Origin of the sequence: Bradyrhizobium sp. RP6 (genome assembly GCF_003837805.1) — a bacterium.
Classification (GTDB): Bacteria; Pseudomonadota; Alphaproteobacteria; order Rhizobiales; family Xanthobacteraceae; genus Bradyrhizobium.
Window position 1 is genome coordinate 402973 of record NZ_RQIT01000002.1, and the last position, 25244, is coordinate 428216.

Genomic DNA, 25244 nt, shown 5'->3' on the forward strand with positions numbered 1-25244 from the left:
CGTCACCTCTTCGGCAGTCGTCCCATCAGGTAGAACTCCTCGTTCGGGCGCATGCCGGTGAAATTCGCCAGCCGGTTCGACAGTGCAAAGAAGGCGGCGATCGCGGCGATATCCCAGACGTCGTCGTCGCTGAAGCCGTGCGGCTGGAGCGCGGCGAAATCGTCCTCGGAAATCCGCTGCGCGTCGGCCGAGACCTTCATCGCGAAGTCGAGCATCGCTTTCTGCCGCGGCGTGATGTCGGCCTTGCGGTAGTTCACCGCGACCTGGTCGGCGATCAGCGGGTTCTTGGCGCGGATGCGCAGGATCGCGCCATGGGCGATCACGCAATACTGGCACTGGTTGGCCGCCGACGTCGCCACCACGATCATCTCGCGCTCGGCCTTGGTCAGGCCGCCGTCCTTCTCCATCAGTGCGTCGTGATAGGCGAAGAAGGCGCGGAACTCGTCGGGACGATAGGCCAACGTGAGGAACACGTTCGGCACGAAGCCGCTCTTCTCCTGGACTGCGAGGAGGCGCGTGCGGATGTCGTCGGGCAGCGTGTCGAGGGCGGGGGCGGGGAAGCGTTGCGCGGCGGTTTTTGTCATGGGCGTGGATTCCGGCTTGGGGCAGAAACCATAGTCTATGCGGAAGGGACGCTCCAGAGGCGTCGCAGGGTCTCGTGCCCCGGACGCGGCGCAGCGCCGCTTCGGCGGTACGCCGCTGAGCCGGGGCCAGGTTTGTCTAAGGGTGGTGATCGCGGCGTGGGTCCCGGCTCTGCGCAGCAGCGTTGCACGCTGCGGCGCGTCCGGGACACGAGAGATGTGCTACCGCAGCGGCTTCTTCAACAGCGAGAAGCGGTCTGGATCGAGGCCCATCGATGGTTGCAGCATCGGAGCTTCGACGCTGGACATCGTCTTCGCCGGCGGTGCCGAGAACACGGGGTCGTTCGGCACGTCGCGCTGCGAGGTGGCGCCGCGCCAGCGCTCGAGCACGGCGCTGACGAAATGCATGTCGTGGCCGGAGGTAACGGACGGTACGCTGCTGATGGTGGCCTCGCCGCGCGGCAATTGGTGCGGCGGCACCTCCTTGAAACGCAGGCGCGTCGGCAGGGCAACGCCTTCGCCGAAGGCCAGCACTTCACGCGTGCCAAGCGACGGCACGAAGGAGAGCAGGTTCGCGGCCGCGTCCGACACCGCCGCGCGCAGCAGCGCCTGGTCGCGGTCATTGGCGAGGCGCATCGTGAACAGCGTATTGCACTGGGAAATGATGGTGGCGTCAAGCTCGGCCGGGCGCTGGGTGATGAGGCCGAGATAGACGCCGTATTTGCGACCCTCCTTGGCGATGCGCGACACCGCCTTGCGGGTCGGCCCGAAGCCGACGTTACGGTCGGCGGAGGCATAGCGATGCGCTTCCTCGCAGACGAACAGCAACGGCGAGACGCCGTCGCTCCACAGGCCGAAGTCGAAGGCCATGCGGCACAGCACCGAGACGACGGAATCGATCACTTCGGCCGGGAAGCCGGCGAGTTGCATCACCGTCATCGGCTTGCCGTTGGCCGGCAGGCGGAACAGATGGCTGATCACCTCGGCCATGGTGTCGCCGCCGACATTGGCGTTGTCGAACATGAAGGTGTAGCGGGGGTCGTTGCGCACGGCTTCGATGCGCGAGATCAGCTTGTGATAGATGATGCGCGAGGAGCGGTTCTCGAGCTTGCCCATGCGCTCGTCGATCAGCGACAACAGGTCGACCAGGCGATAGGGCACCGGGGTGTCGACCGTGTAGCCGATCTGCTTGGGGTCGATGCGCTTGAGGCCGATGCGGTCGGCGTTCTGGTACTGAGTGTAGACGCCCTTGGCGAGCGGGATCACCTCGGCGAGGATGTCGAGCTCCTCGGGCACGCCGGCGCGGCCGCCGAACAGCACGTCGACGATTTCCTCGAAGTTGAACAGCCAGAACGGCAGCTTCAGATTTCGCGGGTTGAGCACCAGCGCGCGGTCGCCGAAGCAGCGGCCATATTCATTGTGCACGTCGAGCAGGAAGATGCGCAGGTTCGGCCGCGCCTTCAGGATCTCGTTGAGCAGCAGCGAGACGCCGGTCGATTTGCCGACGCCGGTCGAACCCAGCACGGCAAAATGCTTGGACAGCATCTCCTCGACATCAACATAGGCGACGACGGAGCGGTCCTGCTGGAGGAACCCCACATTGATCTGATCCGACCCGGTCGGTGCGTAGATCGTGCGCAGCTCCTGGCTGGTGATCAGGTCGACGGCATCGCCGATGGTCGGATAATTGGTGACACCGCGCTGGAATTTGGCCTTGTCCGCGGCGTTGAGGATCTCGCCGAGCAGGTCGACCGAGGCAATGGCGATGTAGCCGTCGGAGCTCGACAGATTCTCGCAGGAGACCTCGGTGATCATCGCGACGATGACCGAGCTGGCGCAGCGAATGCTGACGAAACGGCCGACGGTCGCCCGAACCTCCGAGATCGGCATTTGGCTTGCCGCCAATAGCCCGACCCGGGCGAGCGATCCGCGAACCGAAATCACGCGTCCAAAGGATGTCACGATGAATGAACCCGGCAAGAGCTAAGGGATTTGCTCCGGACTATGCGCGGCCGTCGCTGGACAAAGGGTTAAACGCCGGGCGTGCCTGCTCCGTCAAATCCGCGACAATTCGGCCGCCAGGTTTGTTCCTGATGCATACTCATGGGCGGAATCGCCGGGAAATTGCTGCCTTTCGAGGCCGAATGCACCGGGCCGACCTTAAGGAAGATTTTACCATTCAGGCGGGCTACCGTCCGTTTGGAAGGTGGGCCGGTCGTGGCCGGCTGCCATTTGCAGCAGGCGTGGCGGCTTGATTTGTTGACGGGACCTAATCATTTGTACATTAGTACAAATGAAATCACCGGCGCCGTGCGGGGGCGCGTCGTTGTGTCCTGCGTTCAATCGCGCCGTCCGGTGGAGCCGGATCGCAGCGACCTCCTGGAGGAATACATGCAGCCCGAACCGATCCTCGATCTCGCCCATCTCGGCCACATGGAGCTGCTGACGCCGAAGCCCGACGAGAGTTTGAAATTCTTCGTCGATGTGATGGGCATGACCGTCAGCGGACGACAAGGCGACTCGGTTTACCTGCGCGGCTGGGACGATTACGAGCGCTATTCGCTCAAGCTCACGGAGTCGAGGACGTCAGGCATGGGCCACATGGCGCTACGCGCGCGCAGCCAGCAGGCGCTGGAGCGCCGGGTCGCCGCGCTGAAAGGATCCGGCTTTGACATCGGCTGGATCGACGGCGACATGGGGCAGGGGCCGACCTTCCGCTGTCGCGATCCCGATGGCCACATCGTCGAGCTCTATTACGAGACCGAATGGTATCAGGCGCCGCCGGAGCTGAAGCCCGCGCTGAAGAACCAGGCGCAGCGCTTTCCGGCGCGCGGCGTCAACGTCCGCCGGCTCGATCATCTCAACTGCCTTGCCGTCGACATCAAGGCCAACCGCGAATTCTTCGAGAATTACCTCGGCTGCCGCCTCACCGAACAGATCGTGCTCAATGACGGCCGCGAAGCGGCGATGTGGCTGACGATGTCGAACAAGAGCTACGACTTCGCCTATTCACTCGACCATTCCGGCGTGCCCGGCCGCTTCCACCACGTCACCTACGCGCTCGACAGTCGCGAGGAGATCCTGCGCGCGGCGGATATCTTCCTGGAGAATGGCGTGCATATCGAGACCGGGCCGCACAAGCACGCGATCCAGCAGACTTTCTTCCTCTACGTCTACGAGCCCGGCGGCAACCGCGTCGAGGTCGCCAATGCCGGCGCGCGTCTCATTCTCGCGCCCGATTGGAAGCCGATCGTGTGGACCGAGGAGGAGCGCAAGAAGGGCCAGGCCTGGGGATTGAAGACGATCGAGTCCTTCCACACCCACGGCACGCCCCCGGTGGAGGTGAAGCACGGGTAGAGACGTAATTCTGACGTTTCAATCAGTGTCGTTCCGGGGCCTGAGCGCAGCGAAGGAGCCGGAATCCATAACCACCAGCCGGAGTTATGGATTCTCAGATGCGCAATTGCGCATCATAGCTCGCCGGTTCGCGGCGCACCGGAATGACGTCAGTGGGCTGAACTTCGCACCCGTGCGATCGTCTCGCGAACCCCGGCCCAGGCCGGCTTGTCCGGCGCGAACTGTCTGCGCAGGAAGGTGACGAGCTCCTCGACCTGCGCGTCGCTCATGCTGTTCCTGAACGCGGGCATGTAGCCAAGGTCGCTGGAGGCGGGTTCGGTGATGCCGTGCAGGATCACCTGCACGAGATTATCCGCCTTCGTGCTGTGAATGTTGCTGTTGAGCGCGAGCGAAGGCCTGGTGCCGAACAGCGGCAGGCCGCCGACCTCGTGGCAGACGGCGCAGGCGCCCTGATAGAGGCGCGCGCCGGTAGAGGACGCGACGGTGACCCGTGTCGCGTTCTCGAGCCTGGCGGCGAGCGCATCCTGCGCCTGTTGGTCGGTCGCGCCGTCATTGAACGAGTTGAGATAGACCGCCATCGCACGGATGTCCTGGTCGGGCAGCGCCTTCAGGTCGCGGACGATCGGCGCCATCGGGCCGGCGGCGACGCCGTGGTAACGCGAATGGCCGGTGCGCAAATAGGCGTAGAGCTCATCCTCGTTCCACGGGATCGGCGCGTGCGAGGGCGAGGTCAGCGCCGGCGCCTCCCAGCCCTCGGCAAAGCCGCCGGCGAGATAGGCTTCGCGTTGCTCGGCGCCGAGCGCGTTGCGCGGCGAATGACAGGCGCTGCAATGGCCGAGGCTCTCGACCAGATAGGCGCCGCGATTCCAAAGCTCGGACTTGGCGGGATCAGGCTTGAACTCGCGCGCCTGGTGGAACAACGCGTTCCAGCCCGCGAGCAGCGGGCGAAGATTGAACGGGAATATGAGCGCATTTGCTGGCGCGGTCGCGCGCACCGCAGGCTGCGCCATCAGGTAAGCATAGAGCGCCTGCATGTCGGCGTCGCTGGTCTTCGCAAAATGCGTGTAGGGAAAGGCGGGATAGAGCTGGCGTCCGTCGCGATGCAATCCGTCGCGCATCGCGCGCTCGAAGGCGGGATAGGACCAGGCGCCGATGCCGGTCTCGACGTCGGGTGTGATGTTGGTCGCGTAGATCGTGCCGAACGGCGTCTCCAATGCGCGGCCGCCGGCGTTGAGCGCGCCGCCAAGGCTGGTATGGCACTCCGCGCAATTGCCGAGCGCTGCGAGCTGCTCGCCGCGGGCGATGGTCGCCGCGGAATAGACCGACGCGTCGGGGCGTGCGATCGGCGCAATCGCTCGGCCAGGAAGAAGCGCAGCGCCAATGCCGATGGCAGCAGTGCAGACGGCTGCAACGGTCGCAAAAATGCCGGCGCGCTTGGCGAACGGACTTGCCCAGACGCCAGACGGCTGCGGGTCCGCGGGCGCGGGCAGCGCCTGCGGCATCACCGCCGCATCGCCATGCAACCCCTTCAGGATGCGCTCGGGCGTGAACGGCGGCTCGCGAAAGCGCACGCCGGTGGCATCGAAGATCGCATTGGCGATCGCCGCCGCGCTCGGCACCGACGCGGATTCGCCGACGCCGAGCGGCGGCTGGTCCTGACGCGGCAGCATCAGGACGTCGATCTTGGGGACGTCGGGGAAGGGGATGATCGGATAGGCACCCCATTCCCGCGCCGCCACCGCGCCACGCTCGAACGACACCTCCTCCATCAGCACGCGGCTGGTGGACTGGATGACGTTGCCGTGGATCTGGTGGCGCACGCCGTCCGGATTGATCATCAACCCGGAGTCCTGCCCGGCGACGACGCGCGTCACGCTGACATCGCCGGTGGTCTTGTTCACCGCGACGTCGGCGACCCAGGCCGACCACGCCGCGCCATAGCCGGGAAACTTGCTGTGGACATAAAGCGCGTAGGCAAAGCCGCGTCCGTGCACGACCTCGCCCTCCTTCTCCTCACGCACCGGCCGCGGCGTCCACCCTGCGCGTTCGGCCACTGCATTGACCAGATCGACCGCGCGCTGGTCCTTGAGATAGCGCAGGCGATATTCGATCGGGTCGACGCCGGCCTCGGTCGCGGCCTCGTCGATATAGGATTCATGTGCAAAGGTATTCGGCAATGCCGAGACGCCGCGGAACCAGGAGGCGCGCACGATCGGCGGCATGTCATGGGCAACGACACGCATGTGGTCGTAGTCGTAGGGAGGGATCGCGGTGCGATCGCCCATCTGAAGCACGGCCGGATCGGGCGAGATGCGGCCGGTCAGCAACAGCGCCAGAGTTGGCGCGGCGTTCGAGGGATAACGCGTTGCGAGATCGTAACCGGCAATGCCGCCGTCGGCATCGAGCCCGCCATTGACGTCGATGAGCTGCGCGGTGCCTTTGGGCTCCCAGGCGTGCTCCTGCTCGCGTGTCAATTGCACGCGCACGGGCCGGCCGACCGCGCGTGACAGCAGCAGCGCGTCGGCGGTGACGTCGTCGGCGCAGTTGCGGCCGTAACAGCCCGCGGCTTCCAGCCGGATCACCTCGATCTCGCTCTCGGGGCGTTCGATCAGCAGCGCAAGATCGCTGCGTAGCACGTGCGGGTTCTGAGTGCCCGACCAGACGCGGATATTGCCGTCACTGTAGTCGGCGACGGCACAGGATGGGCCGATCGAAGCGTGCATCTGATACGGCCAGAGATAAGTGCGCTGCATCGGCTTGGCAGCGCCCGATATCGCCTTGTCGACCTCGCCCTTGTCGATCAGCGTGCGCGGCGTCGACGGATTGGCACGTAGCGCCGTCTCGACGTCGGCAAGGTCGGTCAAGGTGGGCGTCGGCTTCCAGCTCACCTTGAGCTGCTCTGCTGCGCGGATCGCATTCTCCTCGCGCTCGGCGACAACGCCGACGAAATCGCCGATGTGCACCACCGCGATCAGGCCGGGAATGTCGCGTGCCGAGGATTCATCGACCGCGAGCAGGCTGGTGCCGACGAACGGTCCGGCATCGACGCCGGCATAGGGCGGCCGCACCACGCGGCCGTGCAGCATGCCCGGCACGCGGATGTCATGGACGAAAGTCAGAGCGCCCGTGGCCTTGGCCGGCAGGTCGATGCGCGGGACGGATTGCCCGACGATTGCGTAGTCGCCGACGGGCTTCACAGGGACCTCATCGGCAAGCTCGAGACGAATCGTCTCGTCGCCGATCAGCTCGCCATAGCTGACGCTGCGATTGTCGTGGCCGCGGACGAGGCCGTCTTCGATCCTGAGATCTGCCGCAGGGAGTTCCAGCCGCTCGGCCGCGCGTGCGATCAGGAAATGCCGCGCTTGCGCTGCAGCCTTGCGCAGAGGCACGGCCGTGATCTGGATGGTTTCGCTCGCGATCGTCGCGCCCTGGTTCGGCACCACGGCCGTGTCGCCGAGCACGACCACGACGCGCGCAAAGGAGACGTCGAGCTCCTCGGCGACGATCTGGCCAAGCGCGGTGCGGATGCCGGTGCCGAGATCGACATGGCCGTTATAGGCCGTGACCGAGCCGTCCGCGGTGATGCGGACGAAGGTCTCGGATGTGACCTCGTCCACCGTGCGGGCGACGACGAGCGAACCCGATGGCCGCTCAGCTCCGTTCGAAGCAGGGGAGGCCATCAATCCGCGGCCTCGGTGAGCTGGCCGGATGCGCGCATCACCGCGCGCAGGATCTCGACATGGGTGCCGCAGCGGCAGAGATTGTAGCGCAGCGCCGCCATCGCCTCCTGTTCAGTCGGCCGCGGATTGATCGCGAGCAGCGCCTTGGTGGTCATGATCATGCCGTTGAGGCAATAGCCGCATTGCGCGGCCTGCTCGTCGATGAAGGCCTGCTGCACCACATCGGGCTTGTCGCGGGTGCCAAGCCCTTCGAGCGTCACGATGTCGCGGCCGGCGCAGCCGCTCACCGGAATAGCGCAGGAGCGCGCCGCGACGCCGTCGATCAGGACAGTACAGGTGCCGCATTCGCCAAGGCCGCAACCATATTTCGGGCCGTTGAGCGCGAGATCGTTGCGCAGCACATAGAGCAGCGGCGACTGGTGCTCCGCCGTGACTTCGTGGATCCTGCCGTTCACGGTGAGGCGGATCGGTGTCTGCGTCATCCTCGTTCCCAAGCCCGAGACCAATACCAAGACCATGCAATCGCAAAAACTCTACGTCGCGACGATACCGTTTGTACACAAACGTGCAAGCCGTGCATGCCGCACTGCAGCGCGATTGCCTTGTTTGTGGACAGAACGGATAGGCAAATGAGGTTTTATGCGGCAGCGGCATCTTTTGCGCTGCACCGCCGCTTGACAGCGCCCGGGGACCGCGCGCAACATCGTTCGTATACGAATGATAACCGAAGTGTTCGCCTCCGACATGGTGACAGAAACGACGAGCGCCGTCATCGACAAGATCCGCTGCGATGCTTGTCCGGTGATGTGCTACATCAAGCCGGGCGCAGCGGGCGCGTGCGACCGCTACGCCAATCACGACGGCAAGCTCGTCCGCGTCGATCCGCACGTCATCCTGGAGCGCACGCTCTCGCATGGCGGCAAGCTCGTGCCGTTCAGCCGCACCGAGGACTGGGACGGCAAGATCGTCCATGAGCCTTCGACCTTCGTGACCGCGATCGGCGCGGGCACGACCTATCCCGACTACAAGCCGGCCCCGTTCATCGTCTCAGCTGAGGTCGACGGCGTCGACATGGTAACGGTGGTCACCGAGGGCATCTTCTCCTATTGCGGAATTAAGGTGAAGATCGACACCGACCGCTATCTCGGGCCGGAAACTGCGACCGTGCGCGCGCAAGGGGAAGCGGTCGGCCACGTCACCACCAGCGAATACGGCTCGCAGATGCTGTCGCTCGGCGGCGTGCATCATCTCACCGGCGGCTCCAAGAAGGAGGGCCGCGTCACCTGCGACACGCTGATGGACCTCGCCAATTGCAAGGCGGTCGAGCTCACCATCGACGGCGGCGCCACGGTGGTGGTGCAGGCCGGGCAGCCGCCGATCGTCAACGGCGCCAGGGAAGAGCGCATGCGCGTCGGCTGCGGCTCGGCGACGATCGGCATGTTCGCCAAGCAGTGGCACGGCAAGGTCGACGAGGTCGTCGTGGTCGACGATCACATCACCGGCGTGCTCAGCGAGCACCAGGCGGGCAAGCTGCTCGACATCGCCGATACCGGCATCAAGATGAAGGGACGGCGCTCGACCCCCGGTCGCTATTTCCAGGTCGCCGATCCCGGCACGGGCTGGGGCGGCACCAACATCTCCGATCCCTTGTCGATCCTCGGGCCGTTCGATGCCAAGGAAGCGAAGCCCGGCCTGACCATGCTGATGGTCTCCACCACGGGTGAGCATTCATCCTACTACGTGCTCGACGATGCCTTGAAGCCGGTCGAGACCGAGATGCCGGCTGACCTGAAGTTTTCGGTCGAGCGCATCCAGGAAAACTGCGAGCCCGCGTTGTGCACGGTGTTGTTCATGGCGGGAGCGGGCGGCTCGCTACGCGCGGGTGTCACCGACAATCCCGTGCGTTTGACACGCTCGGTGAAGGACGCGCTGACGCGCGTCACCAGCGGCGGGGCGCCGGTCTATGTCTGGCCCGGCGGCGGCATCACCTACATGGTCGACGTGACGCAGATGCCGTCAGGAGCGTTCGGTTATGTGCCGACCCCGGCGCTGGTGGCGCCGATCGAGTTCACCATGAAGCTCTCCGATTATGCTGCGCTCGGCGGCCACATGGATTATGTGAAACCGCTCTCCGAGGTCCAGAATGGCGACGACGTCCGCCAGCTGCCCTGGGCGAATCCGATTCCGGGGCCGCGGGCATGACCAGGCCCCCGCAAATCGCATTGCTGTCTCATGGCCGGCGGCTGCATTTGCAGGATGGTCCGATTGATTTGATCATCGAGGCGAGGGGGGCGTCCGGCGAAGTACGTGCGGCCTATGAGGCTGCGGCGTTGCGGTTCACCGGATTGCTCGACGAACTTTGCGCGGAGCTGACGGAATTGCGGACGGCTGCCGCGGAGCGGACGTCGCTGAAGGGCGTTGTTGCGCGTCGGATGCACGCCGCGGTCGCACCCTATGCCGCCGATTGCTTCATCACGCCCATGGCGGCGGTGGCGGGCAGCGTGGCGGAGGAGATTCTCGACGCAATGCTGCGCGCTGCGACGCTTGATCGCGCCTACGTCAACAATGGTGGCGACATCGCGCTGCATCTCGGTGTGGGCGAGCATTTTTCGCTCGGCCTGATGGATCGGCCCGACCGCGACGGCGTGATGCGGACGATGAGGATCGATGCGAATGATCCTGTGCGGGGCGTCGCGACCAGCGGGCGCCACGGCCGCAGCTTTTCGCTCGGCATCGCCGATGCCGTGACAGTGCTGGCGGCGACTGCATCGCACGCCGATGCGGCGGCGACGATCATCGCCAATGTCGTCGATCTGCCCGGGCATCCCGCCATCATCCGCAAGCCTGCGAACGAGCTTCAGCCCGATAGCGATCTGGGCGCGCGCCTCGTCACCCGCGACGTCGGCGAGCTGTCTCACGATGAGATCGCCGCGGCGCTCGAATCTGGCGCGGAATGTGCACGGCAATTGTTCGATCGCGGACTGATCGAGGGGGCCGTGTTGCAGCTTTGTGGTGATATGCTTGTCATCGGATCGAAAGATATTGAGCGGCAGCGATCGCGCCCAATTACGCTGGAGAACGCGGTTCATGCCTGAACAGGAAAGAACCTGAGGACACAATCATGAGCGCGATCATCCGCAAGATCGTCACCGTCGTCGAAGAGACGCAGATGGAGATGGGCCGGCAGGTGTCGCCGCCGACGCGGCGTGCTGCTGCGATTGCCGTGATCGAGAATCCGTTTGCTGGAAAATACGTCGAGGATCTGTCGCCCTTGATCGCGATCGGCGAGGAATTGGGCGAGCTCTTGTCGAAGCGTGCGGTGGCCGCGCTTGGCATCGATGGCGCCAAGGCGCAGAGCTACGGCAAGGCGGCTGCCGTCGGCGAGAATGGCGAGCTGGAACATGCCGCCGCGATCCTCCACCCCAAGATGGGCGCGCCGGTGCGCAAAGTGCTGGGCAAGGGCGCAGCTCTGATCCCCTCCTCGAAGAAGCGCAGCGGCCCGGGCACGACACTGGACATTCCGCTCGGGCACAAGGATGCTGCCTTCGTGCGCAGTCACTTCGACGGCATGGAAGTGCAGATCAACGATGCGCCCCGCGCCAACGAGATCATGGTCGCGGTCGCCGTCACCGACAGCGGCCGTCCGCTGCCGCGCGTCGGCGGGCTGACGGTCGCGGAGATCAAGGGCGAAGACGGTCTGAGATAGAGCATGATTCGGAAAAGTGGGGAACCGGTTTTACGATAAGATCATGCTCAAGAAGTAGATTTCAAACTGGAGGTTGGGATGCGAGCAAGAAGTTACTTCGTCGGCGCGGCCTTCGCGCTTCTGGCGGGCGGCATGGCTCATTCGGCCCTGGCGCAGGACATCAAGATCGGCGAGATCAACAGCTATTCGCTGCTGCCGGCGTTCACCGAACCCTATCGCAAGGGCTGGCAGCTTGCGGTCGAGGAGATCAATGCGGCAGGCGGCATCAACGGCAAGAAGCTCGTCGTTATTTCCAAGGATGACGGTGGCAAGCCGGCCGATGCGCAGACCGCGGCCAACGAGCTCGTCTCGAGCGAGGGCGTTGCGATGCTCGCCGGCACGTTCCTGTCGAACATCGGCCTGGCGGTCAGCGACTTCGCCAACCAGAAGAAAGTGTTCTTCCTCGCGGCCGAGCCGCTGACAGACGCCATCACCTGGTCCAAGGGCAACAAATACACCTTCCGCCTGCGTCCCTCCAACTACATGCAGGCGGCGATGCTGGTCGAAGCGGCTGCAAAGCTGCCGGCCAAGCGCTGGGCCACGATCGCGCCGAACTACGAATACGGCCAGTCGGCGGTCGCGGTGTTCAAGAAGCTGATGTCGGAGAAGCGCCCGGACATCCAGTGGGTCGACGAGCAATGGCCGCCGCAAGGCAAGATCGACGCAGGCCCGGTGGTGCAGGCGGTTGCCGCGGCAAATCCGGAAGCGATCCTCAACGTCACCTTCGGCGCGGATCTCGTCAAGCTCGTGCGTGAAGGCAATACCCGCGGCCTGTTCAAGGGACGCGAGGTCGTCTCGTTCCTGACCGGCGAGCCGGAATATCTCGACCCGCTCAAGGACGAGACGCCGGAGGGCTGGATCGTCACCGGCTATCCCTGGTACTCGATCAAGACGCCCGAACATGACGCGTTCCTCAAGGCCTACCAGGCCAAGTACAACGACTATCCGCGCCTCGGCTCGATCGTCGGCTACCAGACCATCAAGTCGGCAGCCGCCATTCTCGCGAAGGCCGGCTCGACCGATCCGGAGAAGCTGATTGCCGCGGCGGAAGGGCTCTCGATGCCGTCGCCATTCGGCGAGATCACCTTCCGCAAGATCGACCATCAGTCGACTCTCGGCGCCTATGTCGGCAAGACCGCGCTGAAGGACGGCAAGGGCGTAATGGTGGACTCGTCTTACAAGAAGGGCGCGGACTACCTGCCCAGCGATGCCGAAGTCGCGAAGCTGCGTCCGAAGGATTGATGCGAAGAGAGACCCGGGGCCTCGTGGTTCGAGACGTGCGGCGTTGCCGCGCTCCTCACCAAGAGGGTCCCGGACCTCATCCTGAGGAGGCGCGGAGCGCCGTCTCGAAGGATGAAGCCCAGAACTCAGACTTAACCAACCCGGACCGCCGATGGCCTTTTATGTCGTACAGTTTCTGACCGGTCTCGCCAGCGCAGCGTCGCTGTTCCTGGTGGCGTCGGGCCTGTCGATCATCTTCGGCGTGACCCGGATCGTCAATTTCGCGCATGGCGCCTTCTACATGATCGGCGCCTACATCGCCTTCACGCTGACGGAGCGACTGTCCGGCGCGTTCGGATTCTGGGGCGGCATCGTGCTGGCGGCGCTCGCAGTGGCCGTCATCGGCGTCATCGTCGAGATGGTGCTGCTCCGCCGCATCTATCATGCCCCCGAACTATTCCAGCTGCTCGCGACCTTCGGCCTGACCTTGATGGTCGAGGACCTCGTGGTCCTGATCTGGGGGCCTGACGATCTCGTTGGTCGCCGCGCGCCGGGCTTCAGGGGCGCCATCGATTTCTTCGGCCAGAACATCCCGAGTTATGATCTGTTTCTGATCGTGCTCGGACCCGTCGTGCTCGGCATTCTCTGGCTTCTGTTCCAGCGCACGCGATGGGGCGTGCTGGTGCGCGCGGCGACGCAGGACCGCGACATGGTCGCCGCGCTCGGCGTCAATCAAAAATGGCTGTTCACGTCGGTGTTCGCGGTCGGCGTCTTCCTCGCGGCCCTCGGCGGCGCGCTTCAGATCCCGCGCGATGCCGTGCATCACGCCATGGATCTGCGCACCATCGTCGAAGTATTCGTCGTGGTCGTGATCGGCGGCCTCGGCAGTATTGTCGGCGCCTTCGTCGCCGCCGTGCTGGTTTCCGAGCTCAATGCCTTCGGCATCCTGATCTTCCCGAAGATATCCATCATTCTCGTCTTCCTGGTGATGGCGGTAGTGCTGATCGTGCGGCCCTGGGGCCTGTTCGGCAAGCCGGAGGCGGCCGCGCGAAGGACGCCTGGCCTCACCGTCAATCCCTGGCGCCCCCTGACGTCGAACGAACGGCTGGCGGCGCTTGCGGCGCTCCTCGTCGCAGCGATGCTGCCGCTGTTCGCGGGCAATTATCTGCTGACCGTCGGCTCGGAGATCGCGATCTTCGTGATCTTCGCCGTCAGCCTGCACTTCCTGATGTCGGTCGGCGGGCTCGCCTCGTTCGGCCATGCCGCCTATTTCGGCCTCGGCGCCTACGGCGTCGCATTTCTCGCCAAGATGGCGGGGCTGCCGATGATCGTGTGCCTGTTGCTCGGCCCGCTGCTCGGCTGCATGGGCGCCGCCGTGTTCGGCTTCTTCGCGGTGCAGCTCTCCGGCGTCTATTTCGCGATGTTGACGCTGGCCTTCGCGCAGATCGTGTGGTCGATCGCATTCCAGTGGGTGAGCGTGACCGGCGGCGATAACGGCATACTGGGGATCTGGCCCGAAAAGTGGGCGGCCAGTCCGTCGCATTTCTACTGGCTGGCGCTCGGTGTCGCTGCGTCGGTGACCATCGCACTGCGCGCCATGGTGTTCTCGCCGTTCGGCTACGCGCTGCGCGCCACGCGCGACTCGCTGCTGCGCAGCGAGGCGATCGGCATCGATGCCAAGCGCATCCAGTGGACCGCGTTCGTGATCGCCGGCACGACCGCCGGCATCGGCGGTGCGCTGTTCGCCTATCTCAAGGGTAGCGTGTTCCCCGACAATCTCGGCATCTCGCTCTCGGTCGACGCGCTGGTCATGGTGCTGCTCGGCGGTGTCGAGACCGTGTCGGGCGCAGTGATCGGGGCCATCGTCTACAAGGCCCTGAACATCTGGCTGGTCAGCCAGACCGATCTGTCGAAGCTCGTGCTCGGCGGCTTCATCATGCTGATCGTCGTCGTCTTCCCCAAGGGCATCGTCGGCATGCTCGAGATGCTGGCGCAGCGCCGGCGAAAGTCTTCGCCGCCGGGCTCTCCCTTGCTTGCCAAGCCGATCGAGTCTGCCGAATGAGCGCCATACCCCCACTTCTCGCGGTCGAAGGCCTGACCAAATCCTATGGCGGCATCCATGCGGTGCGCGGCGTCTCGTTCTCGCTGCGCGCGGGCGAGATCCTGGCGCTGATCGGCCCGAACGGCGCCGGCAAGAGCACCTGTTTCGACATGCTCAACGGCCAGAACAAGCCCGATAGCGGCCATGTCCGCCTGCTCGGCGAAGAGATCACGGGCAGGAAGCCACGTGAAGTCTGGCGGCTCGGCGTCGGGCGCACGTTCCAGATCACCGCGACCTTCGCAACCATGACCGTGCGTGAGAACGTCCAGGTCGCGCTGATTTCGCATGAGAAGCAGCTCTACAATCTCTGGGGCTCCGCGCCGAAGTTCGATCGAGGCGAGGCCGGCCGCCTGCTCGAGCTGGTCGGCATGGGCGGCTACGCGGATCGTCCCTGCGGCGAGCTTGCCTACGGCGACCTCAAGCGGCTCGAACTTGCGGTCGCGCTCGCCAACCAGCCGAAGCTGCTGTTGATGGACGAGCCGACTGCCGGCATGGCGCCGCGCGAGCGCGTCGATCTGATGCGGCTGACCGCGAGCATCGCGCGGGAGAAATCGATCGGCGTGCTCTTCACCGAGCACGACATGGACGTGGTGTTCGAGCATGCCGACCGCATCATCGTGCTCAATCGCGGTACGTTGATCGCCGAAGGTTCGCCGGCGGAGGTGCGCGGCAATCCTCAGGTGCAGGCGGTCTATCTCGGCGAGGGCCTCGTCTACGATGCCCGCCACCGGGAGGGAACATCGGCATGAAGCTCACGGTGCAAGGCCTCAACAGCCATTACGGTCCCGCCCATATCCTGTTCGACATCGGCTTCGAAGTCGGTGAGGGCGAGGTGGTGGCATTGCTGGGGCGCAACGGCGCGGGCAAGTCGACCACGTTCCGCTCCATCGTGGGCCTCGTCGCCCAGCGCTCCGGCCGCATCATGTTCGAGGGCAAGGATGTCTCGGCGAAGCCGACGCACGAGATCGTGCGCGATGGCCTCGGCTACGTTCCGGAGGAGCGCCGCATCTTCACTGACCTGACCGTCGAGGAAAACCTCGAGGTCGGCCGCCAGCCGAAGCGCCCGAACGCGCCGCACTGGACGCGCGAAAAACTGTTCGCGCTGTTTCCCAATCTGGGCGAGATGAAGAACCGTCCCGGCGGCCGCATGAGCGGCGGCGAGCAGCAGATGCTCACCATCGCGCGCACGCTGATGGGCAATCCTTCGCTCGTGCTGCTCGACGAGCCTTCGGAGGGCCTGTCGCCGAAGATCGTGGAGCAGATGGTCGATGCCATCCTGACCATGAAGAAGGAGGGCGTCAGCATCGTCGTCTCCGAGCAGAATCTGCATTTCGCGCGGCTGATTTCGGATCGCGCCTACATCATCGAGCGCGGTCGCATCTGCTTCGGCGGCACCATGGCCGAACTCGACGCGCGTCCCGATATCCGCGACGCGCATCTGTCGTTGTGAGGCAATGGGAAGGGCTGCGAACGGATGGCGAGAAGTGTGACGGCGAAGAAGAGCGTCAAACCGGCCAAGGCGCTCAACAAGCCGCCTTACGTGCTCGACGAGCAGGTCGGTTTCATCCTGCGCCAGGTCTGGCAGCGCCACAGCTCGATCTTCGCCCGCGACATCGGCACCAATCTGACGCCGACGCAATGGGCCGCATTGTCGAAGCTGGCCGAGACCGGGCCATGCTCGCAGAACCAGCTCGGGCGGCTCACGGCGATGGACGTCGCCACCATCAAGGGCGTGATCGATCGTCTCACCGCGCGCGGCCTGACCGAGACCAGCCAGGATCCCGATGACGGGCGGCGGCTCCTGGTCAGCCTGACGCGCGCAGGTCAGCAGCTTGCGGAGAAGCTGGCGCCCAATGCGCTGGCGATCACGCGCGAGACGCTGGCGCCGCTCGAGCCGAAGGAGCGCGAGCTGCTGATGGCGCTTCTCAATAAGCTGAGGTAAAGGCGGTCTCGTAGGGTGGGTTACGCCTTCGGCTAATCCACCCTACGGCACTGTCATGCCGGCTTACTTCGCCACCACCTCCGGCACCTTGCCGGCCGGCGGCGTGTTGCGGCTGCGCTGGGTGCGCACGATGCCGTCGATGATGGTCATGCCGATGCCTGGGAGGTCGCCGAGCTGGACGCTCTCCAGGATGTTCTTGCCGGGCGAGTGCTGCGCCTTGTCCATGATGACGAAGTCGGCGGAGCGGCCGACCTCGATCAGGCCGCAATCGAGCTGCCGCATCCGCGCGGTATTGCCGGTGGCAAGGCAGAAGGCGATCTCGGCCGGCAGGTCGCCGAGCGAGGACAGCATCGAGACCATGCGCAAGATGCCGAGCGGCTGCACGCCGGAGCCGGCAGGCGCGTCGGTGCCGAGGATGACGCGGTGCAGGTCGCCCATCTCGCGCGCGGTGCGCAGCGTGAACAAGGCCGAGCGCTCGTTGCCGTTGTGCACGAGCTCGAGGCCGCGCTTGCAGCCCTCGCAAATGCAGCGGATCTGGTCATCGGGCAATGCGGTGTGACCGCCATTGATGTGGCCGACGACGTCGGTGTCGGCTTCCAGCACCACGTCCTTGTCGATCAGGCCGGAGCCGGGGATCGACGGGCCGCCGGTGTGGATGGTGCTCTGGATGCCGTATTTGCGGGCCCAGCCGACCATCTTGCGCGCGGTCGGGCCGTCCTTGACGCCGCCGAGGCCGACTTCGCCGAGCAACTTGACGCCGTTGGCAGCCATCTCCTTGAAGTCTTCTTCCACCATCTCGCATTCGATCACCGGCGCGCCGGCGTGAACCTTCACGCCGCCGGGGCGCAAGGTCCAGAACGCGCGCTGGGCGAACACGGCCATCGCTTTGAGGCCGACGACGTCGCGGGGTCGGCCGGGCATGTGCACCTCGCCCGCGGAGATCATGGTGGTGACGCCGCCATGGAGGTAGCTGTCGATCCAGTTGATCTGGTTCTGCCGCGGCGTCCAGTCGCCGGCGACGGGGTGGACATGGCTGTCGATCAGGCCCGGCGCCACCGTGGTGCCCTGGGCATCGACGATGGTGGTCGCGCCTTCCGTATTGACGTCCTTGTAGCGGCCGATGGCGGTGATCTTGCCGTTCTCGGCGACGATGGTGTCGCCGTCCAGGATCGGCTTTTCCAAGGCGCCGGACAGGATCAGGCCGATATTTCGGATCACGAGCTTCGAGGGTCCGGTGGCCTGGGGTGCGTCATGCGCCATGGAAGGGCTCCTTATTCCTAACTGCAACGCTTCCGATCTTGGGCAGCCTTGACCGCGGGATCAAGCCGGATTATTCATTAGTATACGAATGATCGTGTACTAACGACGCATAGCTGACCGCCTCGAGACCGCAAGCAAGCGATACGGAAGGGTGAGATGAGCAATTTCAATCAGGAAAGCGTTTTGAGCGTCCACCACTGGACCGACACGCTGTTCTCCTTCAAGACCACCCGCAGCCCGACCTTCCGTTTCCGCAACGGCGAATTCACCATGATCGGGCTCAAGGTCGGCGAGAAGCCGCTGCTGCGGGCCTATAGCGTCGCCAGCGCCAATTACGAGGACACGCTTGAGTTCTTCTCGATCAAGGTGCCGGACGGCCCGCTGACCTCGCGGCTTCAGCATCTGAAGGAAGGCGACGAGATCATCGTCAGCCGCAAGGCGACCGGCACGCTGGTGATCGACAATCTGGAGGAGGGGCGCAACCTCTACCTCATCGGCACCGGCACGGGCCTCGCGCCTTTCCTGAGCGTGATCAAGGATCCCGAGACGTATGAGCGGTTCGAGAAGGTCGTGCTGCTGCACGGCTGCCGCCACGTGAAGGAGCTCGCCTATGGCGAGATGATCACCGAGCATCTGCCGAAGGACGAGCTGCTCGGCGAGTACATCCGCAATCAGCTGATCTACTATCCGACCGTGACCCGCGATCCTTTCCGCAACCGCGGCCGTATCACCGACCTCATCACCTCAGGCAAGCTGTTCGCCGATATCGGCCTGCCGGTGCTGGAAGCAGCCCGGGATCGTGTCATGATCTGCGGCAGCCCGGCGCTGGTCGCGGACACCCGCGTGCTCCTGGGCGAGCGCGGCTTCGTCGAGGGCAATCACGGCGAGCCGGCCCAGTTTGTGGTCGAAAAGGCCTTTGCCGAGCGGTAATCTCGGAATTCCTGCGCAATAAGACCGTACTTTCGCCGCCTGGGGCCCGTTGCGGCGCCGATTCGGCGCTTGATACTATATGGGAGCGAATCAGCGGAGTTCCCACATGGTTGCGGACAGCGACAGCAACATCGCCTGGCACCGGGTTCAGTTGAAGAAGAATCGCGCCGAGTTGAAGGCCCTGGAGACCGCGCGCTTCACGATGGGCGAGATCGCCTCATCGAAGCGGAATGGCCAAACCCAGAAGGCGGTCGCGGAACTCAAGCGGAAGATCGCGCAATCAGAGCGCGCGATTGCCGATCACGACAAGCGCACACGCCGTCCACTCGCAACCGACCTGCAGAGCCTCAGCAATGGCAGCTGGAGCCATTGGGACGCCTACACCCAACAACGCAAGACTGGCCAGCGTTCGCCCGGGGGCGGGTAGGCGCATCTCTTCCACGTCTGCGGTCGATGAAAAGGCGCGCCTCCTTGCGGCGGCGGCGCCATGCACCATCTCGGTGATACGGTACCAATCGCCCCGGTGATCCCATGACAGCACGCCTCGATTTCACCAGCGAGGCCTTCTTTCGCGATCCGCCCAAGGCGATCGCGACCTTGCGCATGTCCGGCCCTGTGGTTGCGACGCGATTCCCCATCGTCGGCGATGTCTGGATCACCACGACCCATGATGCGACAGCACAGGTGCTGAAGGATGGCACGACCTTCACGCTGCGCAAGGAGGACGGCGACGTCGCGGGCCTGCGCTGGTGGATGCCGAGATACGTCAGGACCATTGCCAACAACATGCTGACGATGGACGAGCCGGATCACACGCGGCTGCGCAGCATCGTGGACGAGGCCTTTCGCCGCCGCGCGATCGTTGCAATGGAGCCACGCATCCGTGCCATCGCCGACACGCTTGCGGACGAACTGTTCGCAGCGGGAAGCCCGGCCGATCTCGTCCAGCGCTACGCGCGCATCCTGCCGCTCGCGGTGATCTCGGAGCTCCTGGGCCTGCCGCCGGCCGATCGTCCGAAGTTCATCGCCTGGGCCAACGAGATGTCCTCGCTGACGAATGTCGTCAGCTTCTTCCGCTTGCTGTTTGCGTTCCGCAAGATGCGAGTCTACCTCGAACAGCAGTTGCAGCTTGCACGCGCGCATGGCGGCGAGGGCCTGATCGCCGAACTGGTCCAGGTCGAGCGCGAGGGCGGTCAGATCACGCCGGACGAAATGGTTTCGATGGTATTCCTGCTGCTCGCCGCGGGTTCGGAGACGACCACTCATCTCGTCAGCGGTTCCGCGTATGAGCTTCTCAGGAATCCCGACTTGCGCGACCGGCTGGAACAGGACTGGAGCCGTGTCGGGCTTGCGGTGGAGGAGTTCCTGCGGTTCGTGTCGCCGGTGCAATTCTCCAAACCCCGCTATGTGCGCCGCGACGTCGAGGTCGAAGGCGTGCGCCTGAAGAAGGGCGACCGCGTCATGGTGATGCTTGCCGCCGCAAACATGGATCCGGCGGTGCATGATCGTCCCGAGCGCCTCGATCTCGAACGCAAGCCGAACCGCCATATCTCGTTCGGCACGGGAATCCATTTCTGCCTTGGCCATCAACTCGCGCGCATCGAGGCGGCCTGCGCGCTGGAGGCGCTGTTCGTGCGTTGGCCGAAATTGAGTCTGGCCGTCGATGCCACTGAGATCCGCTGGCGCAAGCGGCCGGGCTTGCGCGCGATCGCGAAGCTTCCCGTCACGGCAGGGGGCCGCGGAACAGGGACGACTGCACGCACGGGAGCGAGGGACGATCGTTCCCTCACCACGGCGAACTGACAACGCTCTTTCGGAAGATCTTCGGCTGGTGTGATCGGCCAGGAACGGTGTGCCGTTCGTGCTGTTGTCATCCGGACATGACGCGGAGGGGAGTTCCTTTAAGCGCATGTCGCAGATCGACGTCGTAACGGGAGACAAGATCATGGCCAGCAAGATGCCACCTGTTCCACCGGACAATCAGAGCCGCAAGGGAACCGGCGATCGCAAGCAGATGTCCGCCGATCAGATGCCGCACGGTCAGGAGCGTGTACAGAATCCGGATCAGCAGGGACAGCAGGGCAACATCAAGCAGAACACGACCAATCAAGGCTATCAGCAAGATCACTGAGGAGGACGACATCCATGTCGACATCCACCAAGACACCGAACAGCATTCGTCAGGGCGGACCCGGCGCCTCGCATGAGAACGCGAAGGCACCATTAGAGGTCAAGAAGCCACCGGCGGACGATCCGCAGCGCAGCCACAGCCGGGTGTCCGGCGGCGGTGGCGAGCACGATTCCCATCACAGGCACGACGAGGCCGGAAAGGGCGGAGGCAGGTGACGATTGGAGATCAGCATGCAAGGCAAGAAGACTCACGAGCAGCAGGTGCGCATTCTCGAACGCAAGCCTGATGTTCCCGATGCGAGGGAGCTCGATCAGGCGTCTGGCCGCAACGTCCAGGATACCGCCGTTCATCGTTCGCGGCCGGAAGCGCGTCACAGCGAGTTTCCGGTGAGCCGCGGCGGTCTCAACCAGGAAAGCGATCACAACAAGCACAACGATCCCGGCCAGAGCGGCCACAAGCCGCCCAAACCGACGACGGCGCAACAGAAGCACTAATCCATCGGAAGACCACTGCAAGAGACCACTGCAAGAGGAGAGACGGATGCCAGGTGGGCACGGCAGCAAGACGCACTTCAGATCGGGCATGCATGGCAAAGGCGACGGCACCGGCGCATTGACCGACGTGCCGAAGGAGATGATCGGCGACAACATGGTCCTGTCCAACCGCGACAAGAAACAGCATTCGGACATTCGTGGCATGGACGGCAAGTCCATCCAGACCGAACAATATCAGGACCACGCAGCAAACCGGCTCGATGAGAAGCCGGAGGCCGACGAGACCTGAATGGAGCGTTCCTCCCGCCAACTTGCGGACCGGTGTTCAGCCGGTCCGCTTTTTTGTGGGCGCAAGGTCACGCTCCCAGCCGAACACCGAACGGCCATCGAGATCCGGTGAGGCCGCACGTTCACCGGCGATGAAAGCCTCAACCGAGGGGCCGCGCGCGGTCCGCTCCAGCCGCCGCGCTTGTTCGTCAAGACGCTTGATCGCATGCATCTCTTCCTCGCGTCCGAGCTTGGCGTTCTGGATCGCGCCCTTCAGCACCCGGATGGTCTCGTCATAAACCTTGATCGGAACGGGATAGGGATGCCGGTCCTTGCCGCCATGGGCGAGCGAGAAACGCGCGGGATCCCTGAAGCGATAGGGGGGGCCGTGCACGACCTCAGCGACCATCGCGAGTGAGCGCACGGTACGCGCGCCGACGCCCGGCGTGAGCAGCAGCTCCGGGAAATCGACCGGGCCCCGCTCGGCCGCCGCGGCCAGCGTGCCGTGCAGGCGGCGCGCGAACACGTCCTTGGGACGGACGTCGTGATGGGCAGGCATGATCAGATGCGGCAGCGTGCCCTGTGCCGGCGTGGCCCCGGTGCCGATGAGCCGTTCGAATTCGGAGACGATGCGATCCGGGCCGAGACCGGAGAGCATTTCGAGCTGCGCCGTTCGAGAGATGTCGGCGCGATGATCGGTGAGATTGACGATCTCTCCCTGTTGCGGCCCGTCGATTGCGCTGTGCGGTGCATCGACAAAGCTCTTCAGCGCCTCGGAATGCCAGTGATAGCGCCGCGCCTGCCGCTTGTCGCCGTTCATGCCCTGCTGCACCACCGTCCATTTGGCGTCGGCCGTCACGAAGAAGCCGTGCAGGTAAAGGTCGAAACCGTCCTGGACCGCGGCGCTGTCGACCTTGGCCACCAGACGGCTGGCGCGCGTCAGCTTCGCGCCGTCGAAGCCGACGCGGTCGGCGAGCTGCAACAACTCGTCCGGCGTCTTGCGCGAATGCTGACCTCGGCCGCCACAGACATAAATTCCGAGCTCGTCCTGAAGCGGTCCGAGCCCGCGCTTCAGTGCGCCGATCACCGAGGTGGTGATGCCGGAGGAGTGCCAGTCCATCCCCATCACGGCGCCAAACGACTGGAACCAGAACGGATGCGACAGCCGTTGGAGGAACGCATCGCGGCCGTAATGATGCACGATCGCTTGAGTGACGATCGCGCCCAGCGAGGACATGCGACTCGCCAGCCACGGCGGAACCCGTCCGGTGTGAAGAGGGAGATCGGCGCTGCCAGTTCGTCGAGTCATGGGCTGCTGAAGCTAGCGCAATTCGGGGACGCTTGCATCAGCGGATTGCTGCTTTGCCCTGAACGGGGGAGCCAAGCCGGCCGGAAGGCGTTGAGCGCCCTGGTGCGCATGCAATGACGGGGACGACAGTGAATTGGCAGACCCTCATGGCCGACATCGACAGGATGTTCGGCTGGATACCTTCATGGTTCATTGGCCTGAGCCTTGTTGCCGGCGCTATGCTGCTCGCGCTGCTGGTCTATCGGGTCGCCATATGGCTGTTCGGCCGCGCATTCGGAACCCGTTTTCCCATTCTGAGCGTGTTCATCGATCGGACCGCGGGACCGGCCCAACTCGCTCTTTGTCTGGCTGCCGTGGCACTGGTGCTGCCGGTCGCGCCGCTGGACGACGCGATCCGCACGCCGCTGATACGGCTGTTCGTCGTGGCCTTCATCGCGCTGATCGGCTGGATCTCGATCCGGATCGTCGACATGAGTGCGGCGCGCTATCTCCAGAACTTTCGCGACGTCACCGAGAATTTCATCGCACGCAAGCATGTCACGCAGGTGCGTGTGTTCAAGCGCGTCACCGACACGATCATTATCGTCATCACGGTGTCGACAGCATTGATGACGTTCGACTCGGTGAGGCAGTATGGCGTCAGCCTGTTCGCCTCCGCCGGCGCAGCCGGTATCATCGTCGGTCTTGCCGCCCGGCCGCTGCTGAGCAACCTGATCGCGGGCTTGCAGATCGCTATCACCCAGCCGATCCGGATCGAGGACGCCGTGATCATCGAGAACGAATGGGGCTGGGTCGAGGACATCGCTTCGACCTATGTCGTGATCCGACTGTGGGACTGGCGCCGCATGGTGGTGCCGCTGTCCTATTTCATCGAGAAACCGTTCCAGAACTGGACGCGCGACACCGCATCCCTCATCGGCGTGATCGCGCTCCATGTCGACTATCGTGCTGACGTCCCACGCATCAGGAGCTGGCTGGAGCAGGCGGTGAAGCAGTCACAGCTGTGGGACGGCGAGGTGGTCAATCTGCAGGTGATCGATGCCGATGCGCGCACCATCGAGCTTCGGGCGCTGGTCAGCGCCAGGAATGCACCGCAGTCTTGGGACCTGCGCTGCGAAATCAGGGAGAAGCTCGTGGCCTTCATTCGCGACGAGATGCCGGAAGCGCTGCCGCGCGAACGCGCGATCCTGATCCCGTCGGGCGACGATCAAGCCGATCTCGTTCGATGCGTCACGCCGGAGCGGACGCGGGCGAGCGCGCGCAATTGACTCCGCGATCAGCCGGCGCCGACCGCGGCGGCGTGGGCCTGCCGATCCGCGCGCCGGCGCGGCTTGCGCAGCTTCCGCCGGGCCCAGATCAGGAGCCCCGTCGACAGCAGCGTCAGAAGGGCGATCGATGTGATAGCGTTGAGAGGCGAAGCGATCAGGGCCGACCAGTTTCCCTCATGGATCAGCCGCGGCCAGTTGCGCGGCAACGGCGCGACCCCGCTCGAATTGACCGCGTAAGCGCGCAGTTCTCCGCCCTCGTTGAGTCGCGCCATCACGCGACCGCCGCGCGTACCGATCGAGATCACATGCGAGAGGTCGTGCTGGTCTGCGACCATGCGAACCGCCTCCGCCAGGGCAATGGGACGTCCGCCGTCCGCCGGAGCGGCTCCGCCCTGCAGTGTCAACCCAAAGGCCATGCACAGGCCCGTCAAGGGACTGAGCAGGATCAGCGGCAGCGCGAACCATGCGATGCCCTTGTGCCATCCGGAAGGCGTGTTGCGCAGCCGCGGCAGTCCCATGAGAAGGCCCAGCAGCATGATGACGACCAGGGCAACGGTCGACGTCGTCACCAGCCAGGCCCGGCCGAGCAACCGCTCGTGCGTGACGCGCGCCCAAAGGAAGATATCGGAGACGGCGGAGCCGCTGACAGCAGCTTCGCCGGTCACGAGGTCGATCACCGGCACGCCTGCGCCTTGCAGCGTCATCTGCTGACGCGATGCATCGAACGAGAGGCCGCGCGCCTTGTTATCAGGATCGTACCGCTTCATCAGTCCGATGACGCGAGAAGATTCGATCTCCGGACCGCCGGTGCGACTGACTTGCACCAAGGGCTCGAACGACAGGATCAAGCCTGTGACCATGATGACGAGCAGGGGCAGCGCGAAAACCAGGGTGATCCAGCGATGCAGAGTCAGCATTGCGGGCTTGCTCATTCGTCATCTCCTTCATCCTGCGATCG

The 25244-nt window shown here is 64.6% G+C and carries 25 protein-coding genes; 18 read left to right on the plus strand and 7 right to left on the minus strand.

Annotated features, from left to right (window positions below):
* Positions 1–2 precede the first annotated feature (2 nt).
* Positions 3–584, minus strand: a complete 582-nt coding sequence (locus EHH60_RS06715; protein ID WP_124158676.1) for a peroxidase-related enzyme — start codon at positions 582–584, stop codon at positions 3–5.
* A 219-nt stretch (positions 585–803) separates the two neighbouring features.
* Positions 804–2396: an ATP-binding protein gene (locus EHH60_RS06720; protein ID WP_245454422.1), complete on the minus strand. Its 1593-nt coding sequence runs from the start codon at positions 2394–2396 to the stop codon at positions 804–806.
* Here EHH60_RS06720 and EHH60_RS37965 point away from each other — a divergent pair.
* Positions 2389–2568: a hypothetical protein gene (locus EHH60_RS37965; protein WP_245454423.1), complete on the plus strand. Its 180-nt coding sequence runs from the start codon at positions 2389–2391 to the stop codon at positions 2566–2568. The genes EHH60_RS06720 and EHH60_RS37965 overlap by 8 nt on opposite strands.
* Before the next feature lie 404 nt (positions 2569–2972).
* Positions 2973–3938, plus strand: coding sequence for a catechol 2,3-dioxygenase (locus EHH60_RS06725; protein ID WP_124158678.1), 966 nt, complete (start codon positions 2973–2975; stop codon positions 3936–3938).
* 149 nt (positions 3939–4087) lie between these two features.
* On the opposite strand, the gene EHH60_RS06730 is transcribed toward EHH60_RS06725, so the two are convergent.
* Positions 4088–7618 (minus strand): molybdopterin cofactor-binding domain-containing protein, encoded by a 3531-nt coding sequence (locus EHH60_RS06730; protein WP_124158679.1) that lies wholly within the window; start codon positions 7616–7618, stop codon positions 4088–4090.
* Positions 7618–8100 (minus strand): (2Fe-2S)-binding protein, encoded by a 483-nt coding sequence (locus tag EHH60_RS06735; RefSeq protein ID WP_124158680.1) that lies wholly within the window; start codon positions 8098–8100, stop codon positions 7618–7620. The genes EHH60_RS06730 and EHH60_RS06735 overlap by 1 nt, the downstream gene beginning before the upstream one ends.
* 262 nt (positions 8101–8362) lie before the next feature.
* On the opposite strand from EHH60_RS06735, the gene EHH60_RS06740 reads away from it, so the two are divergent.
* The 8 genes from EHH60_RS06740 (at position 8363) to EHH60_RS06775 (ending at position 16627) form a co-directional block, all read left to right on the plus strand.
* On the plus strand, positions 8363–9820 hold the full coding sequence (locus EHH60_RS06740; protein ID WP_199751359.1) for a 6-hydroxynicotinate reductase: 1458 nt from the start codon (positions 8363–8365) through the stop codon (positions 9818–9820).
* Positions 9817–10713, plus strand: a complete 897-nt coding sequence (locus tag EHH60_RS06745; protein WP_124158682.1) for a UPF0280 family protein — start codon at positions 9817–9819, stop codon at positions 10711–10713. The genes EHH60_RS06740 and EHH60_RS06745 overlap by 4 nt, the downstream gene beginning before the upstream one ends.
* Positions 10714–10739: 26 nt before the next feature.
* The gene (locus tag EHH60_RS06750) at positions 10740–11324 is read left to right on the plus strand and encodes an amino acid synthesis family protein (protein WP_024338309.1); all 585 of its coding nucleotides are present in this window, start codon (positions 10740–10742) and stop codon (positions 11322–11324) included.
* A 78-nt stretch (positions 11325–11402) separates the two neighbouring features.
* Entirely contained in the window at positions 11403–12605 is a 1203-nt protein-coding gene (locus tag EHH60_RS06755) for an ABC transporter substrate-binding protein (RefSeq protein ID WP_124158683.1), read from the plus strand.
* Between the two features lie 151 nt (positions 12606–12756).
* Positions 12757–14646 (plus strand): ABC transporter permease, encoded by a 1890-nt coding sequence (locus tag EHH60_RS06760; RefSeq protein ID WP_124158684.1) that lies wholly within the window; start codon positions 12757–12759, stop codon positions 14644–14646.
* Entirely contained in the window at positions 14643–15434 is a 792-nt protein-coding gene (locus EHH60_RS06765) for an ABC transporter ATP-binding protein (RefSeq protein WP_124158685.1), read from the plus strand. The genes EHH60_RS06760 and EHH60_RS06765 overlap by 4 nt, the downstream gene beginning before the upstream one ends.
* Positions 15431–16135 (plus strand): ABC transporter ATP-binding protein, encoded by a 705-nt coding sequence (locus tag EHH60_RS06770; protein ID WP_124158686.1) that lies wholly within the window; start codon positions 15431–15433, stop codon positions 16133–16135. The genes EHH60_RS06765 and EHH60_RS06770 overlap by 4 nt, the downstream gene beginning before the upstream one ends.
* A 24-nt stretch (positions 16136–16159) precedes the next feature.
* Positions 16160–16627 carry a MarR family winged helix-turn-helix transcriptional regulator gene (locus EHH60_RS06775; RefSeq protein WP_124158687.1) on the plus strand — a complete coding sequence of 156 codons (468 nt, stop codon included), beginning with the start codon at positions 16160–16162 and terminating at the stop codon, positions 16625–16627.
* Positions 16628–16690: 63 nt separating this feature from the next.
* Here EHH60_RS06775 and EHH60_RS06780 read toward each other — a convergent pair whose 3' ends face one another.
* Positions 16691–17887 carry an amidohydrolase family protein gene (locus tag EHH60_RS06780; protein ID WP_061877676.1) on the minus strand — a complete coding sequence of 399 codons (1197 nt, stop codon included), beginning with the start codon at positions 17885–17887 and terminating at the stop codon, positions 16691–16693.
* A 156-nt stretch (positions 17888–18043) separates the two neighbouring features.
* On the opposite strand from EHH60_RS06780, the gene EHH60_RS06785 reads away from it, so the two are divergent.
* The 7 genes from EHH60_RS06785 to EHH60_RS06815 all read left to right on the plus strand — a co-directional run bounded on the left by EHH60_RS06785 (position 18044) and on the right by EHH60_RS06815 (position 21731).
* Positions 18044–18817, plus strand: a complete 774-nt coding sequence (locus EHH60_RS06785; protein ID WP_124158688.1) for a ferredoxin--NADP reductase — start codon at positions 18044–18046, stop codon at positions 18815–18817.
* A 106-nt stretch (positions 18818–18923) separates the two neighbouring features.
* Positions 18924–19244, plus strand: a complete 321-nt coding sequence (locus tag EHH60_RS06790) for a hypothetical protein (protein WP_124158689.1) — start codon at positions 18924–18926, stop codon at positions 19242–19244.
* 104 nt (positions 19245–19348) lie between these two features.
* Positions 19349–20620, plus strand: coding sequence for a cytochrome P450 (locus EHH60_RS06795; RefSeq protein WP_245454424.1), 1272 nt, complete (start codon positions 19349–19351; stop codon positions 20618–20620).
* A gap of 142 nt (positions 20621–20762) precedes the next feature.
* Positions 20763–20948 carry a hypothetical protein gene (locus EHH60_RS06800; protein WP_124159064.1) on the plus strand — a complete coding sequence of 62 codons (186 nt, stop codon included), beginning with the start codon at positions 20763–20765 and terminating at the stop codon, positions 20946–20948.
* Between the two features lie 14 nt (positions 20949–20962).
* Entirely contained in the window at positions 20963–21163 is a 201-nt protein-coding gene (locus tag EHH60_RS06805) for a hypothetical protein (protein ID WP_124158690.1), read from the plus strand.
* A 15-nt stretch (positions 21164–21178) separates the two neighbouring features.
* A complete protein-coding gene (locus EHH60_RS06810) occupies positions 21179–21442 on the plus strand; it encodes a hypothetical protein (RefSeq protein ID WP_124158691.1) in 264 nt (87 codons plus the stop codon).
* Between the two features lie 46 nt (positions 21443–21488).
* Positions 21489–21731 carry a hypothetical protein gene (locus EHH60_RS06815; RefSeq protein ID WP_036001316.1) on the plus strand — a complete coding sequence of 81 codons (243 nt, stop codon included), beginning with the start codon at positions 21489–21491 and terminating at the stop codon, positions 21729–21731.
* Between the two features lie 36 nt (positions 21732–21767).
* Here the strand turns inward: EHH60_RS06815 and EHH60_RS06820 are convergent, their stop codons facing one another.
* Positions 21768–23018, minus strand: coding sequence for a DUF763 domain-containing protein (locus EHH60_RS06820; protein WP_124158692.1), 1251 nt, complete (start codon positions 23016–23018; stop codon positions 21768–21770).
* A gap of 128 nt (positions 23019–23146) precedes the next feature.
* Here EHH60_RS06820 and EHH60_RS06825 point away from each other — a divergent pair, with 128 nt between their 5' ends.
* Positions 23147–24286 (plus strand): mechanosensitive ion channel family protein, encoded by a 1140-nt coding sequence (locus EHH60_RS06825; RefSeq protein WP_124159065.1) that lies wholly within the window; start codon positions 23147–23149, stop codon positions 24284–24286.
* A gap of 8 nt (positions 24287–24294) precedes the next feature.
* Here the strand turns inward: EHH60_RS06825 and EHH60_RS06830 are convergent, their stop codons facing one another.
* Positions 24295–25218, minus strand: a complete 924-nt coding sequence (locus EHH60_RS06830) for a PepSY domain-containing protein (RefSeq protein WP_124158693.1) — start codon at positions 25216–25218, stop codon at positions 24295–24297.
* Positions 25219–25244: the final 26 nt, after the last annotated feature.